This is a genomic window from Pseudomonas sp. B21-040, assembly GCF_024748695.1.
Classification (GTDB): domain Bacteria; phylum Pseudomonadota; class Gammaproteobacteria; order Pseudomonadales; family Pseudomonadaceae; genus Aquipseudomonas.
Genome location: NZ_CP087176.1, coordinates 1,215,263 through 1,230,248, shown reverse-complemented (window position 1 = coordinate 1,230,248; position 14,986 = coordinate 1,215,263). Strand labels below are relative to the sequence as shown.

The window sequence follows — 14,986 nt, the reverse complement described above, 5'->3', positions numbered from 1 at the left end:
AGATTAAAAATTCGGGTCGAGATCAGGGCACGTTCCAAGGGGGACGAATGGCACCTGACCGTCAACGGTATTGGAGGAAGACGTTGTCTCGCCCGAACTGGTCACGCAAGGCTTGAATCAACGCATCCGCCGGATCGATTCGCCAGGTCTCGCCAAACTGCAGCAAGGCCTTAGCATCGGGGCTCGTGTACTCCATGGTGATCGGGCACGCACCGCGGTGACGCTTGAACAACTCACCCAGCCAGCGTAGCTGATCACCCTTCAAATCCTTGGTTTGCAGCTTCAGGCGCAGGCTCTCGGCGAGGTTGGTGCGCGCATCTTCCATGCTCATCACCCGCTTGACCCGCAGTTTCAGGCCACCGGAGAAGTCGTCATTACTGACCTCGCCCTCGACCACCACCATCGCGTCCGTCTGCAACAGCGACTGCGCCGTATGGAACGCCTCGGCAAACAACGACGCCTCGATCCGACCGGAGCGATCATCGAGGGTGATGAAGCCCATCTTGTCGCCTTTTTTGTTCTTCATAACCCGCAGGGCGATGATCATGCCGGCGACCGTTTGGGTATCGCGCGCAGGCTTCAAATCGATGATGCGCTGACGGGCAAAGCGACGGATTTCACCTTCGTATTCGTCAATCGGGTGGCCGGTCAGGTACAGGCCCAGGGTGTCTTTCTCCCCTTTCAACCGCTCCTTGAGGGTCAGTTCCTTGGCCTTGCGATGACTGGCGTAGACGTCCGCGTCTTCTTCGACAAACAGACCGCCAAACAGGTCGGCATGGCCGCTGTCCTGGGTGCGCGCGGTTTGTTCGGCGGCTTTGATCGCCCCTTCCATCGCGGCCAGCAAGATCGCACGATTCTGGTCGATGCTCGCCTGATAAGCCTTCGGTTCGTCATGGAAACAAGGCCCCAGACGATCCAGCGCGCCACTGCGGATCAAACCGTCCAGGGTGCGCTTGTTGATACGCTTGAGATCGACACGGGCACAGAAGTCGAACAGATCCTTGAACGGACCGTCCTGGCGCGCCTCGGTGATCGCTTCCACCGGACCTTCGCCCACGCCCTTGATCGCGCCGAGGCCGTAAATAATCCGGCCTTCGTCATTCACCGTGAACTTGAACTCGGAGGCATTCACATCCGGCGCGTCGAGACGCAGCTTCATGGTGCGAATTTCTTCGATCAAGGTCACAACCTTGTCGGTGTTGTGCATGTCCGCCGACAGCACCGCCGCCATGAATGGCGCCGGGTAATGCGTTTTCAGCCACGCCGTCTGGTACGACACCAGGCCATACGCCGCGGAGTGGGATTTGTTGAAGCCGTAGCCGGCGAATTTTTCTACCAGGTCGAAAATGTTACCGGCAAGGTCAGCGTCGATGTTGTTGGTCGCGCAACCTTCAATGAAACCGCCGCGCTGCTTGGCCATTTCTTCCGGTTTTTTCTTACCCATGGCACGACGCAGCATGTCCGCACCGCCGAGGGTGTAACCGGCCATGACCTGGGCAATCTGCATCACCTGTTCCTGATACAGGATGATGCCGTAAGTTGGCGCCAGTACAGGCTTGAGGCCTTCGTACTGGTAATCCGAGTGCGGGTACGCGAGCTCGGCGCGGCCGTGCTTACGGTTGATGAAGTCGTCCACCATGCCCGATTGCAGCGGGCCCGGACGGAACAGGGCCACCAGTGCGATCAAGTCTTCCAGGCAGTCGGGCTTGAGCTTTTTGATCAGCTCCTTCATGCCGCGGGATTCGAGTTGGAACACCGCCGTGGTTTCGGCTTTTTGCAGCAGTGTGTAGGTCGGCTTGTCGTCCAGCGGAATGAACGCAATGTCCAGAGGCGGTTCGTCGACCTTCGCGCGGTCGCGGTTGATGGTCTTCAACGCCCAATCGATAACGGTCAGGGTCCGCAGGCCGAGGAAGTCGAACTTCACCAAACCGGCCGCTTCAACGTCATCCTTGTCGAACTGGGTCACCAGACCGTCACCGGCCTCATCGCAATAAATCGGCGAGAAGTCCGTCAGTTTGGTCGGCGCGATCACCACACCACCGGCGTGTTTACCGACGTTTCGCACGACGCCTTCCAGCTTGCGGGCCATTTCCCAGATTTCGGCGGCTTCTTCATCGACCTTGATGAAGTCACGCAGGATCTCTTCCTGCTCATACGCCTTTTCCAGGGTCATGCCGACTTCGAACGGAATCATCTTCGACAGACGATCCGCCAGTCCGTAGGACTTGCCCTGCACCCGCGCCACGTCCCGGACCACGGCTTTTGCAGCCATGGAACCGAAGGTGATGATCTGGCTTACGGCGTTGCGACCGTACTTGTCGGCCACGTATTCAATTACCCGATCACGACCGTCCATGCAGAAGTCGACGTCGAAGTCGGGCATCGATACCCGTTCCGGGTTAAGGAAACGTTCGAACAGCAGGTCATATTCGAGCGGATCGAGGTCCGTGATCTTCTGTACATAGGCCACCAACGACCCGGCACCCGAACCCCGGCCGGGACCTACCGGGACGCCGTTGCTCTTGGCCCACTGAATGAAGTCCATAACGATCAGGAAGTAACCGGGGAACCCCATCTGGATGATGATATCCAGCTCGAAATTCAACCGGTCGACGTAGACCTGACGCTTGGCCTCGTAGTCTTCGGTGGTGTCCTTGGGCAGCAGAACGGTCAGCCGTTCTTCCAGGCCATCGAAGGAGACCTTACGGAAATACTCGTCGATGGTCATGCCATCGGGAATCGGGAAGTTGGGCAGAAAGTGTTTGCCCAATTTCACTTCGATGTTGCAGCGCTTGGCGATCTCGACTGTGTTTACCAGTGCCTCGGGCAGGTCACTGAACAACTCGGCCATTTCCTCGGCGCTTTTGAGGTATTGCTGGTCGCTGTAATTTTTCGAACGACGCGGATCGTCGAGGGCGCGGCCCTCACCGATGCAAACACGGGTTTCGTGGGCGGCGAAGTCTTCCTGCTTGATGAAGCGCACATCGTTGGTCGCGACCAGTGGCGCACCGATTTTCTCGGCCAGGGCCACGGCACCGTGCAACTGCTCTTCATCGTTGGGGCGATTGGTGCGCTGGATTTCCAGATAAAAACGGTCCGGAAACACCGCCATCCATTCGCGTGCCAGGTTTTCCGCTTCAGCCGGGTTGCCACTGAGCATGGCCAGGCCAATTTCGCCCTCTTTCGCCGCTGAGAGCATGATCAAGCCTTCGCTGGCTTCGGCGACCCATTCGCGCTCGATGATCACCGAGCCATTGCGCTGGCCGTCGATGAAACCACGGGAAATCAGTTCAGTCAGGTTGCGATAGCCGACAGCGTTCATGGCCAGCAGGCTGATCCGGCTAAGGGCGTTGTCCGGATCCTTGTTCGACAGCCACAAGTCGGCGCCACAGATCGGCTTGATCCCGGCCCCCATGGAGGCTTTGTAGAATTTGACCAGGGAACACATGTTGTTCTGGTCGGTGACCGCTACGGCAGGCATGTTCATGCCGACCAGGGTCTTGACCAGCGGTTTGATCCGCACCAGACCGTCGACCAGGGAATATTCAGTGTGCAGGCGTAGGTGAACGAATGAAGCCGGCATAGTGATCCTGTCTAGAAACGTGAAGACAACAAGGCCCGGATTGTACCGGGCCTTGAGTAAAACATCAGCCTTGCGACTAACTCTCGATCAGACTTTCCCGCGCCTCGTACGCCAGGCGCACCGGGGCGAACGAGCGGCGGTGAATCGGCGTTGGCCCCAAGCGGGCCAGCGCTTCCAGATGAACGGGGGTCGGATAGCCTTTGTGCCCGCCGATGCCGTAACCCGGGTAAATCAGTTCGAACGCGGCCATTTCGCGGTCGCGGCTGACCTTGGCCAGAATCGATGCCGCGGCAATGGCTGGCACCTTGCCGTCGCCCTGCACCACCGCTTCAGCGCGCATCGACAGTTTCGGGCAGCGATTGCCGTCGATCATGGCCAGTTTCGGCTGGATGTGCAGACCTTCGACCGCGCGCTGCATCGCCAGCATGGTGGCGTGCAGGATGTTCAGCTCGTCGATTTCCTCGACTTCGGCCCGGGCGATGCACCAGCTCAGGGCTTTTTCGCAGATTTCGTCGAAGAGCTTTTCGCGACGGGCTTCGGTGAGTTTTTTCGAATCATTCAGACCGAGGATCGGACGGTTCGGATCGAGGATCACCGCAGCCGTGACCACTGCACCGCAGAGCGGGCCGCGACCGACTTCGTCGACACCGGCCACGAGGTCTTCGACTTCGGCGACCAGGGTGAAGTCCAGGCCCATCTGTGTGCTGGTTTTGCTCATTGTGTTTTGCCGATCAAGTTCAGTACTGCATCCGCCGCCTGATTGGAGGCGTCCAGACGCAAGGTACGGTGAATTTCGTCGAAGCCGCGAGTCTGTTCCTCGCCGCCTTCGATCAGAGGGAACAGCGTTTGCGCCAGCGCTTCGACTGTCGCGTCGTCTTGCAGCAACTCAGGCACCAACAGGCGCTGGGCCAAGAGGTTCGGCAAGGACACGTAAGGGCTTTTCACCATCCGCTTGAGGATCCAGAACGTCAGCGGCGCCAGACGATAAGCCACCACCATCGGTCGCTTGTAGAGCAACGCTTCCAGCGTAGCGGTCCCGGAGGCAATCAGCACCGCATCACAAGCGGCCAGGGCCAGATGGGATTTGCCGTCAAGCAAGGTCAGCGGCAGATCGCGACCGGCCAACAGCTCTTCAAGCTGCGCGCGCCGTTCAGGGTTGGCGCATGGCATGACAAAGCGCACACCTGGGCGCATGGCCCGCAAACGCTGGGCAGTATCAAGGAACAAGGCGCCGAGACGGCCCACTTCACCGCCACGACTGCCGGGCATCAACGCGACCAGAGGTCCCTCTGGCAATCCGAGCTCAGCCCGCGCGGCAGCCCTATCGGCCTCCAGCGGGATCGCATCGGCCAGGGAGTGCCCGACAAAACGCACCGGCACGCCCTTCTCTTCATAGAATTTCGCTTCGAACGGAAACAGCGTCAGCATCAGGTCGCAGCCTTCGCGGATCTTCAGCACGCGCTTCTGACGCCATGCCCACACCGACGGGCTGACGTAATGCACGGTCTTGATCCCGGCCTGACGCAGCTTGAGTTCGATATTGAGGTTGAAGTCCGGAGCATCGATACCGATGAACACGTCCGGCTTCTCAGCGATCAGGTCGGCGATCAGCTTCTTGCGACGCGCCAGCAGCTCACGCAACCGTCCCAGCACTTCCACCAGGCCCATGACCGAAAGCCGTTCCATGGGGAAGTATGAGGTCAGCCCCTCGGCCTGCATCAACGGACCACCGACACCGATGAATTCCACCGCCGGATGTCGAGCCTTGAGTGCGCGCATGAGGCCTGCGCCCAGAATGTCGCCGGAAGCCTCACCCGCTACCAGCGCAATACGCAGATTAGCCATGATTAACGAGTAATGCCGCGGGTCGAAGACTGGATGGAATCACGGAACACCGCGACTTCCGGGAACTGATCCGAAGGTTCGGCCAGTTCGGCAAGCGCTTGCTCGACGGTCAGGCCCTGGCGATAAACCACCTTATAGGCGCGGCGCAGCGCGTGGATCGCGTCTTCACTGAAACCGCGGCGACGCATGCCTTCGAAGTTCATGCTGCGGGCTTCAGCGGGGTTGCCAAACACGGTGACGTACGCTGGAACGTCCTTGCCGATGGCTGTACCCATACCGGAAAAGCTGTGGGCACCAATGTGGCAATACTGGTGAACCAGGGTAAAACCGGAGAGGATCGCCCAGTCTTCAACGTGTACATGGCCAGCCAACGCGGTGTTGTTGACCAGGATGCAGTGGTTGCCGATGACGCTGTCGTGGCCGATGTGGGCATAGGCCATGATCAGGTTGTGATCACCCAGGGTCGTTTCCGAACGGTCTTGAACGGTCCCGCGGTGAATCGTCACGCCTTCACGGATGACGTTGTGGTCACCGATGACCAGACGGGTTTCTTCGCCTTTGTATTTCAGATCGGGCGTGTCCTCACCTACCGAAGAAAACTGGTAGATGCGGTTGTGCTTACCGATACGGGTCGGGCCTTTGAGAATCACGTGCGGCCCGATCACTGTCCCCTCGCCGATTTCCACACCTGCGCCGACGATCGACCATGGGCCGACCTCAACGTCGTCGGCCAGTACAGCCGTCGGATCGATGATTGCGCGAGGGTCAATCAAACTCATAGTTTGCGTTCCGCACAGATGATTTCAGCAGAGCAGACTGGCTTGCCGTCGACCGAAGCCTGGCATTCGAACTTCCAGATCTGACGCTTGCAGCTCAGGAACTTGGCTTCAAGGATCAACTGATCGCCCGGCAGCACAGGCTGGCGGAAGCGCAGCTTGTCGGAGCCGACGAAGTAGTAAAGGGTGCCGTCCGCCGGTTTCACGTCGAGCATTTTGAAACCAAGGATCCCGGCAGCCTGAGCCATCGCTTCGATGATCAATACGCCCGGCATGATTGGATGCGCAGGGAAGTGACCATTGAAGAACGGTTCGTTGATGCTGACATTCTTGTAGGCGCGAATGCGCTTGCCTTCCACATCCAGATCCACAACCCGGTCCACCAGCAGGAACGGGTAACGGTGAGGCAGGTATTCGCGAATCTCGTTGATGTCCATCATTTCGGGGGGAAGCCTATGTAAAGATTGGGAACGCACGAGTGACGCGCGCTCCTCTAGCAAATCAAGGAGGCAGTCTAACGGCTGTGCACACTTGATATGGAAATGGTATCAGCCATCTGAAGAAGCATTACCGTCAGGGGTCACTTCCCCTACGTGCTTTTCCAGTTGTCGCAGTCGCCGCGCGATGTCATCGAGCTGACGGATGCGTGCCGCGCTTTTGCGCCACTCGGCAGCCGGTTGCATGGCTGTACCGGAAGAATAGGCGCCCTTTTCGGTAATCGAGTGGGTCACCATGGTCATCCCGGTGATGAAAACGTTGTCGCAAATTTCGATGTGCCCCACCAGCCCCACACCACCTGCGAGCATGCAATGCTTGCCGATCTTGGTGCTGCCGGAGATCCCCACACAAGCGGCCATGGCGGTGTGATCACCGATCTGCACGTTGTGGGCAATCTGGATCTGGTTGTCGAGCTTCACACCATTACCGAGAACGGTATCGGCCAACGCACCGCGGTCGATGGCGGTATTCACGCCAATCTCCACATCGTCACCGACCAACACGCCACCGATCTGGGCGATTTTCTGCCAGACACCTTTTTCGTTGGCAAAACCGAAACCTTCGCCACCGAGCACGGCACCCGACTGAATGACCACTCGCTTGCCGATGCGCACGTCGTGATACAGCGTGACGCGCGGGGCCAGCCAGCCGCCTTCGCCGATTTCGCAACGCGCACCGATGAAGCAATGAGCGCCGATGGTCACGCCCGCCGCAATACGCGCACCGCTTTCGATCACCGCAAAGGCACCAATACTCGCCGCTGGATCAACCACTGCATCCGCGGCCACTACCGCTGTCGGGTGAACACCTGCGGGCGCCTTGGGCTTGGGATCGAACAAATGGGAAATACGCGCGTAGGCCAGGTACGGATCCGGCACTACCAGCGCATCACCGGAAAACCCTTCGGCATCAGCGGCCTTCAGCAACAGCGCTGCGGCCCGGCAGTCGGCCAGGTATTTACGGTATTGAGGATTTGCGAGAAAGCTCAACTGAGCTGGGCCAGCCTCTTGCAAAGTGGCTAGCCCAGTAATTTCTTTCTCCGGGTCGCCACGTAGCGTGGCGCCGAGGAACTCGGCCAACTGGCCGAGCTTAATAGTCGCTGTCATGGTTACTTCAGCTGATTCATGCGCTCGATAACCTGGCGAGTGATGTCGTACTGAGGCTTGACATCAATCACTGCGCCACGCTCGAAGACCAGGTCAAAAGCACCTTTCTTGATGACTTCTTCCACAGCGCTGTCCAGTTTCGGCTTGAGCTGCTTCAGCATTTCACGGTCGGCAACGGCTTTGGCTTCGTTCAGTTCCTTGGACTGGAACTGGAAGTCACGGGCCTTTTGCTTGAACTCGAGTTCAAGGCGCTCACGCTCACCTTGTTGCATCTTGTCGCCACCGGCCATCAGACGATCCTGAATACCTTTGGCGCTGCTTTCCAGCGTCTTGAGCTTGGTCAGTTGCGGGCCAAATTTCTTCTCGGCATCCACGGCATATTTCTTGGCCGCGTCGGATTCCAGCAGAGCCATCTGATAGTTCAGAACGGCGATTTTCATGTCGGCAAAAGCCGGACCTGCTACCAGTACGGTCGCCAGGAGAACCAATTGAGTCAACTTACGCACGATGTACTCCTACAAAATCCATTGTCGTTATTTTGGGACAGACGCTTAGAACGTCTGGCCAAGAGAGAATTGGAACACCTGGGTTTCAGCGTTATCCGGTTCTTTTACTGGCATGGCCAATGCAAAGCTCAGAGGACCCAGCGCGGTGACCCATGTCACACCCACACCGACGGAACTGGCCAGGTTGCTCAGACTGATATCGTTGCACTGCGTATTGGACTTCACATTAGCGTTAGTGTTGGAAGTCTGCTGGCACTTGGAGTCGAAGACGTTACCCACATCCCAGAATACCGAGGTACGCAGCGAGCGCTGATCTTTGACGAATGGCAGCGGGAACAGAATCTCCGCACCACCTTGAATCAGGACGTTACCGCCAAATGGCAGTGGATCCTGATCCGGGTCAGCAAGCGTGCCCGGGTTGCCAGTGACGCCTTGACCGCGGCTCGGAGTACTACGCGGCCCCAATGTGCTGTCCTTGAAGCCACGAACCGAGTTGAAACCACCAGCATAGTAGTTTTCATAGAATGGCAAGCCATCGGTCGAACCGTAACCGTCGCCATAACCCAATTCAGTGTGCAGGCGCATGGTGTAGTTCTCGCTCAGCGGCTGGAACAACTGGCCACGGTAGTCGAGCTTGTAGAACGACAGGTCGCTACCCGGCACGGTCACTTCCGCTGTCAAGCTTTGAGAATGACCACGGGTCGCCAGCACACCTTTGTTCAGGGTGGACTCGGACCAACCGGCCGATGCCTTGAAGTTCAGGTACTGGTCGCCTTCGGTGTTTACGAAGTCGAAGATTTCATCGACGGTGTACTGACCGGTCTTGATCTTGTCTTGCTGTGCAGTCAGGCCAAAGGTCAGACGCGAAGTCTCACTGATCGGGTAACCGACACTTACGCCGGCACCCAGGCTATCTACGGCATAGCTCGCTACGTCGACATCAAGGTCTTTGTAGTCGGTGGTGCGATAGAAAGCGTTGTAACCCAGGCTCACGCCATCGGCTGTCCAGTACGGGTCGACATAACCGAAGTTATAGCGGCTCTGGTATTCGCTTTTGGTCAAGCCGATGCTGACCTTGTTACCGGTACCCAGGAAGTTGTTCTGAGTGATGGAACCACCGAGGATCAGGCCAGCACTTTGAGCGAAACCAACGCTGGCAGTGATCGAACCGGAAGCCTGTTCTTCAACGCTGTAGTTCACATCAACCTGGTCATCGACACCTGGCACAGCAGGTGTTTCGACGTTCACTTCCTTAAAGAAGCCCAGACGCTCAAGACGAGTCTTGGATTGGTCGATCAGGTAGGTCGAAGCCCAGCCGCCTTCCATCTGACGCATTTCACGGCGCAGCACTTCGTCTTCAGACTTGGTGTTGCCACGGAAGTTGATACGGTTCACGTAAGCACGCTTGCCTGGATCGACCGCGAAAGTAATGTCGACGGTGTGGTCGTCTTCATGCGGCTGAGGCACACCGCTTACGTTGGCGAAGGTATAGCCCTCGTTACCCAGACGGCGAGTAATCAGCTCCGACGTGGTGGTCATCAGCTTGCGCGAGAACACCTGGCCTTTCTGCACCAGCAGCAGGGATTTGATCTGGTCTTCAGGGACTTTCAGGTCACCGCTCAACTTGACGTCACGAACGGTGTACTTATCGCCTTCGTTGACGTTGACGGTGATGTAGACGTGTTTCTTGTCCGGAGTAATCGATACCTGAGTCGAAGCGATATCCATATTGATATAGCCGCGGTCCAGGTAGTAGGAACGCAGGCGCTCCAAGTCACCGGAAAGTTTTTCCCGCGCGTACTTGTCGTCGTTCTTGAAGAAGGACAGCCAGTTGGTGGTCTTCAGTTCGAACAGGTCGATCAGGTCTGCTTCAGGGAAGACGGTGTTACCCACCACGTTGATGTGCTGGATGGCAGCGACGGTGCCTTCGTTGATGTTGACCTTCAATCCGACACGGTTACGCGGCTGCGGGACCACCTCGGTGTCGACGGTGGCCGAGTAGCGGCCCTGAGCGACGTATTGGCGTTGCAGCTCGTTACGCACACCTTCAAGGGTGGCGCGCTGGAAGATTTCACCTTCGGCCAGACCGGACTGCTTGAGGCCCTTCATCAGGTCTTCAGTAGAGATCGCCTTGTTACCTTCGATCTCGATACTGGCGACCGATGGACGCTCGACTACCGTGATGACCAGGACGTTGCCATCGCGGCCCAGCTGGATATCTTGAAAGAAACCGGTTTTGAACAACGCACGAGTGGATTCCACCAGGCGACGATCGTCCGCCTGTTCGCCGACGTTCAACGGCAAAGCACCAAAGACGCTACCCGCGGAGACCCGCTGGAGGCCATTGACGCGAATATCAGAGATAGTGAAGGACTCGGCGTGAACTTCGGCGATCATCAATACGGTGAGAACCGCAGTTAGCAGCAGACGTTTCATGAAGTCCTTTCTTATTCCAACTGGCAATAAACAAACTGCCGCAAAATGCGGCAGATTCGCAATTCAGCGAAGTGTTACAGACGGCCCAAATCATTGACCAGAGCAAGCAACATCACCCCGACCACCAAACTGATACCGATCTGTATCCCCCAACCCTGCACCCGATCTGACAAGGGGCGACCACGCGCCCACTCGATCAGATAAAACAACAAATGCCCCCCATCCAGTACAGGAATGGGCAACAAATTCAGAACTCCCAGGCTAATACTCAGATATGCAAGGAAATTCAGGAAATCAGCTACGCCCGACTGGGCAGAAGCGCCCGCCACTTTAGCAATGGTTATCGGTCCACTCAAGTTTTTTACCGAGAGCTCACCGAACAACATTTTCTTGAGTGAATCGAGGGTCAGCACGCTCATGGTCCAAGTGCGTCGCGCGCCCTCTCCAATCGCAGCCAATGGACCGTAACTGACTTCTCGAACCATCTCTGGCGGCCAATCGACCGCTTTCACTCCGGCCCCCATGTAACCGGTAGGTGCCTTGCTCTCGCCGCGAGAGGCCAACGTCACAGGGACGTCGATTTGAGCACCATCGCGCTCGATGCGCAGCATGATTTTGGTATCTGGATGCATACGCACGGTGTCGACCACTTGCTGCCAGTCATCCAGCGCCTTGCCGTCAAGGGCAAGCAAGCGATCACCGGTTTTCAGGCCCGCAGCCTGTGCCGGCCCCTTCGGATCGAGTTCGGCGAGCACTGGCGGTAACGCCGGGCGCCAAGGACGAATGCCCAGCGAACGAATCGGATCTGGCTCGTCGGCACCTTTAAGCCACTTATCCAGCACCAGCTCACGTGGGGAATCCGTCGTGGAACCCTGCTCACGCACCAATAATTGAAGGGTTCCGCTCTCACCAAGACGACGAACCAATTGCAGATTCACCGCAGCCCAACCGGACGTTGGTTCGCCATCAATGGCAATGATTTCCTGACCTGCGCTCAAACCAGACCGGGCGGCAACACTGCCAGACTCGACCGCACCAATGACGGGCCGTACCTGCTCGCTGCCGAGCATGGCCAACACCCAGAAAAACACCATTGCCAACAAGAAGTTGGCGATCGGGCCTGCCGCCACGATCGCAATACGCTGACGGACAGATTTGCGATTGAAAGAATGTTCGAGCTGATCGACCGGCACTTCGCCTTCACGCTCATCGAGCATCTTCACGTAGCCACCCAATGGAATGGCAGCCACTACAAACTCAGTACCTTTCTTGTCGTGCCAGCGCAGCAGCGGCATACCGAAGCCTACGGAGAAACGCAGCACTTTGACCCCACAGCGACGTGCGACCCAGAAATGGCCGAATTCGTGGAAGGTAACCAGCACACCCAAAGCCACCAGGGTGCCGAAAATCATATAGAGCGCGCTCATCTACTTTCTCCGCAATTCTATCCGGTGCTGCATGGGCCAACATATGGCAGCACTTACCGCCCGTGACGACTCAACCATTGCCCGGCCAGCACTCGCGCTTTCTCGTCAGCCGTAAACACGGCCTCGAGATCGCCCACTGCGACGACAGGCTCGAGGTTCAACACTTCTTCGATAATACTCGCGATTTCCAGGTAGCGGACCCGCCCGTCGAGAAAGGCTGCAACAGCCACTTCATTCGCTGCATTCAGCATCGCTGGCGCGCTGTTGCCAGCCTCGGCTGCCTGGCGCGCAAGGCGCAGGCAAGGGAAACGCTCTTCATCGGGCGCCTGGAAATCCAGACGCGCAATAGCGAACAGATCCAGCGGTGCCACGCCGGAGTCAATACGTTCTGGCCAGGCCAGGGCATTGGCGATCGGGGTGCGCATGTCCGGATTGCCCAACTGAGCCAGCACCGAACCATCGATATAGTCGACCAGGGAATGGATCACGCTCTGAGGGTGAATAACCACTTCAACCTGGGACGGCTTGGCGTCGAACAGCCAGCAGGCTTCGATCAACTCGAGCCCTTTGTTCATCATGCTCGCCGAATCGACCGAAATCTTGCGTCCCATGGACCAGTTCGGGTGCGCACAGGCTTGCTCAGGGGAAACATGTGCCAATTCGGCCATCGGCGTCTGTCGGAACGGACCACCAGAGGCTGTCAGTAAAATCCGGCGTACGCCGACCACGCCAAGCCCACGGGCGAAATCCTGCGGCATGCACTGGAAAATCGCGTTGTGCTCGCTGTCGATCGGCAGCAATACCGAACCGCTTTTGTGCACGGCTTGCATGAACAGCGCCCCGGACATCACCAGCGCTTCTTTGTTAGCCAGCAGGATTTTCTTGCCGGCTTCAACTGCTGCCAGGGTCGGGCGCAAACCCGCAGCACCCACGATGGCCGCCATGACGGCATCGACTTCAGGATCGGAGGCCACCTGACACAACCCCTCCTCGCCCACCAATACCCGGGTCGACAGGCCGGCAGCGCGCAAGTCGTCCTGCAAGCCACGAGCAGGGCCCGCCTCAGGCACGACGGCGAATCGCGGGGTGTGGCGCACACACAGCGCCAGCAATTCACTCAAACGAGTAAAACCGCTCAAGGCAAAGACTTGATAACGCTCGGGATGGCGAGCAATGACATCCAGAGTGCTCAGACCAATCGAACCGGTCGCCCCCAGAACAGTAATCTGCTGAGGGCGACTCACGGTGCAGCCATCCACAACAATACGGCGAATACCGGGATCGCTGCCGTCAGGCTATCGATTCGGTCAAGGACACCGCCATGCCCTGGCAGCAGGTTACTGCTGTCCTTGATGCCTGATTGACGTTTGAACATGCTCTCGGTGAGGTCACCCACCACCGAAATGAAGACGATGACTGCAGCACCGACCAACCCCATGAGCATCTGGGCGAAACTCCAGTCGCGCACCAGGCCGACGATCGCTGTGATCACCAGGCTCAGCACCAGGCCACCGTAAACGCCTTCCCAGCTCTTGCCGGGACTGACCTGTGGCGCCAGCTTGCGCTTGCCAAAGGCACGGCCGGAAAAATACGCACCAATATCCGCGCCCCATACCAGCACCATCACGGCCATGATCAACCAGTTACCCAAGGGTTCCTGCTTGATCTGGACCAGACCTTGCCAGGCCGGCAACAGGATCAGCAAACCGATCACCAGCTTGCAGGCGGCACTGGCCCAGTGTTCGCTGGAACGCGGGTAGGTCAGCACCAGATACGTCGCCACGCCCCACCAGAGCACTGAAGCGCCCAGAACCCAAGGCGCAAGCCCCGGCAGGATGTGCATGACAAACAGCATCAATGCGACCACGACGGCATAGGCAACGCGAACCGGCTGAGCGGTGAAACCGGCCAGCCTGGCCCACTCCCAGGCACCGAGCGTCACTACTAGCCCGATAAACAGCGCAAAGCCGGAACCTTCGAGCAGGAAAAAACCGCACAAAGCGATCGGCAGCAGGATCAGCGCAGTAATGATTCGTTGTTTAAGCATTAAAACCGGGCTCCAGCCTCGACCTGCTCGCTCGTTTTACCGAAGCGGCGCTGGCGAGAAGCGAAATCGGCCAGCGCGTTTCGCATGGCGTCGTGTTTGAAGTCCGGCCAGAACAGGTCGGAGAAGTACAACTCGGCGTAGGCCAACTGCCACAGCAGGAAGTTACTGATGCGGTGCTCGCCACCGGTACGGATGCACAAGTCCGGCAACGGCAGATCACCGGTGGCCAGACAGGTCTGCAGCAATTCAGGGGTGATGTCTTCCGGGCGCAGATGCCCGGCCTGAACTTCCCGCGCCAGACGCTGGGCAGCCTGCGCGATATCCCACTGACCGCCGTAGTTGGCGGCGATTTGCAAGACAAAGCGGTTGGCCCCGACGGTCATCGCTTCCGCTTCACGCATGGCTGCTTGAAGTTCGGGGTGAAAACGCGAGCGATCGCCGATGATGCGCAGACTGATATTGTTGTCGTTGAGGCGCTTGGCCTCACGACGCAACGCTTTGAAGAACAAATCCATCAAGGCACTGACCTCATCAGCCGGGCGCTGCCAGTTTTCACTGGAGAAGGCGAACAGGGTCAACACCTCGACCTTGGCCTCAGCGCACACCTCGATTACCGCACGCACCGCGTCCACACCCGCTTTATGCCCGGCAACACCCGGCATAAAGCGCTTCTTCGCCCAGCGATTATTACCATCCATGATGATCGCGACATGGCGCGGCACCGCGGACGGTACAGTCTGCTTGGTCTTATCCATGAAAACT

Annotated in this window: 12 protein-coding genes; all 12 read right to left on the bottom strand. The window is 58.1% G+C overall.

Features of this window, described 5'->3' with window-relative positions; genetic code table 11:
• Window positions 1–61: 61 nt before the first annotated feature.
• Entirely contained in the window at window positions 62–3,583 is a 3,522-nt protein-coding gene (gene dnaE, locus LOY55_RS05460) for a DNA polymerase III subunit alpha (protein WP_223523863.1), read from the bottom strand.
• Between the two features lie 76 nt (window positions 3,584–3,659).
• Window positions 3,660–4,301: a ribonuclease HII gene (gene rnhB / locus LOY55_RS05455; protein WP_046029204.1), complete on the bottom strand. Its 642-nt coding sequence runs from the start codon at window positions 4,299–4,301 to the stop codon at window positions 3,660–3,662.
• Entirely contained in the window at window positions 4,298–5,428 is a 1,131-nt protein-coding gene (lpxB, locus tag LOY55_RS05450; protein WP_046029202.1) for a lipid-A-disaccharide synthase, read from the bottom strand. Before lpxB ends, rnhB begins: the two co-directional genes overlap by 4 nt.
• Before the next feature lie 2 nt (window positions 5,429–5,430).
• Window positions 5,431–6,207: an acyl-ACP--UDP-N-acetylglucosamine O-acyltransferase gene (gene lpxA / locus LOY55_RS05445; RefSeq protein ID WP_046029200.1), complete on the bottom strand. Its 777-nt coding sequence runs from the start codon at window positions 6,205–6,207 to the stop codon at window positions 5,431–5,433.
• Window positions 6,204–6,644 (bottom strand): 3-hydroxyacyl-ACP dehydratase FabZ, encoded by a 441-nt coding sequence (gene fabZ, locus LOY55_RS05440; RefSeq protein ID WP_007907157.1) that lies wholly within the window; start codon window positions 6,642–6,644, stop codon window positions 6,204–6,206. Before fabZ ends, lpxA begins: the two co-directional genes overlap by 4 nt.
• 108 nt (window positions 6,645–6,752) lie before the next feature.
• Window positions 6,753–7,808: a UDP-3-O-(3-hydroxymyristoyl)glucosamine N-acyltransferase gene (lpxD, locus tag LOY55_RS05435; RefSeq protein WP_077430792.1), complete on the bottom strand. Its 1,056-nt coding sequence runs from the start codon at window positions 7,806–7,808 to the stop codon at window positions 6,753–6,755.
• A 2-nt stretch (window positions 7,809–7,810) separates the two neighbouring features.
• On the bottom strand, window positions 7,811–8,314 hold the full coding sequence (locus LOY55_RS05430; RefSeq protein ID WP_008028980.1) for an OmpH family outer membrane protein: 504 nt from the start codon (window positions 8,312–8,314) through the stop codon (window positions 7,811–7,813).
• A gap of 45 nt (window positions 8,315–8,359) precedes the next feature.
• Window positions 8,360–10,750 carry an outer membrane protein assembly factor BamA gene (gene bamA / locus LOY55_RS05425; RefSeq protein ID WP_223523860.1) on the bottom strand — a complete coding sequence of 797 codons (2,391 nt, stop codon included), beginning with the start codon at window positions 10,748–10,750 and terminating at the stop codon, window positions 8,360–8,362.
• A gap of 74 nt (window positions 10,751–10,824) precedes the next feature.
• Window positions 10,825–12,177 carry a sigma E protease regulator RseP gene (gene rseP / locus LOY55_RS05420; protein WP_109786008.1) on the bottom strand — a complete coding sequence of 451 codons (1,353 nt, stop codon included), beginning with the start codon at window positions 12,175–12,177 and terminating at the stop codon, window positions 10,825–10,827.
• A gap of 53 nt (window positions 12,178–12,230) precedes the next feature.
• Window positions 12,231–13,421 (bottom strand): 1-deoxy-D-xylulose-5-phosphate reductoisomerase, encoded by a 1,191-nt coding sequence (ispC, locus tag LOY55_RS05415; RefSeq protein WP_109786009.1) that lies wholly within the window; start codon window positions 13,419–13,421, stop codon window positions 12,231–12,233.
• On the bottom strand, window positions 13,418–14,224 hold the full coding sequence (locus tag LOY55_RS05410) for a phosphatidate cytidylyltransferase (protein ID WP_109786010.1): 807 nt from the start codon (window positions 14,222–14,224) through the stop codon (window positions 13,418–13,420). The genes ispC and LOY55_RS05410 overlap by 4 nt, the downstream gene beginning before the upstream one ends.
• The gene (gene uppS, locus LOY55_RS05405) at window positions 14,224–14,979 is read right to left on the bottom strand and encodes a polyprenyl diphosphate synthase (protein WP_046029189.1); all 756 of its coding nucleotides are present in this window, start codon (window positions 14,977–14,979) and stop codon (window positions 14,224–14,226) included. Before uppS ends, LOY55_RS05410 begins: the two co-directional genes overlap by 1 nt.
• Between the last annotated feature and the right edge of the window lie 7 nt (window positions 14,980–14,986).

Bases quoted from the DNA above. Each gene is read 5' to 3' on its own strand.
- bamA (WP_223523860.1), bottom strand. From the start codon at position 10,750: ATGAAACGTCTGCTGCTAACTGCGGTTCTCACCGTATTGATGATCGCC.
- rseP (WP_109786008.1), bottom strand. From the start codon at position 12,177: ATGAGCGCGCTCTATATGATTTTCGGCACCCTGGTGGCTTTGGGTGTG.
- fabZ (WP_007907157.1), bottom strand. From the start codon at position 6,644: ATGATGGACATCAACGAGATTCGCGAATACCTGCCTCACCGTTACCCG.
- uppS (WP_046029189.1), bottom strand. From the start codon at position 14,979: ATGGATAAGACCAAGCAGACTGTACCGTCCGCGGTGCCGCGCCATGTC.
- lpxA (WP_046029200.1), bottom strand. From the start codon at position 6,207: ATGAGTTTGATTGACCCTCGCGCAATCATCGATCCGACGGCTGTACTG.
- rnhB (WP_046029204.1), bottom strand. From the start codon at position 4,301: ATGAGCAAAACCAGCACACAGATGGGCCTGGACTTCACCCTGGTCGCC.
- LOY55_RS05410 (WP_109786010.1), bottom strand. From the start codon at position 14,224: ATGCTTAAACAACGAATCATTACTGCGCTGATCCTGCTGCCGATCGCT.
- lpxD (WP_077430792.1), bottom strand. From the start codon at position 7,808: ATGACAGCGACTATTAAGCTCGGCCAGTTGGCCGAGTTCCTCGGCGCC.
- lpxB (WP_046029202.1), bottom strand. From the start codon at position 5,428: ATGGCTAATCTGCGTATTGCGCTGGTAGCGGGTGAGGCTTCCGGCGAC.
- dnaE (WP_223523863.1), bottom strand. From the start codon at position 3,583: ATGCCGGCTTCATTCGTTCACCTACGCCTGCACACTGAATATTCCCTG.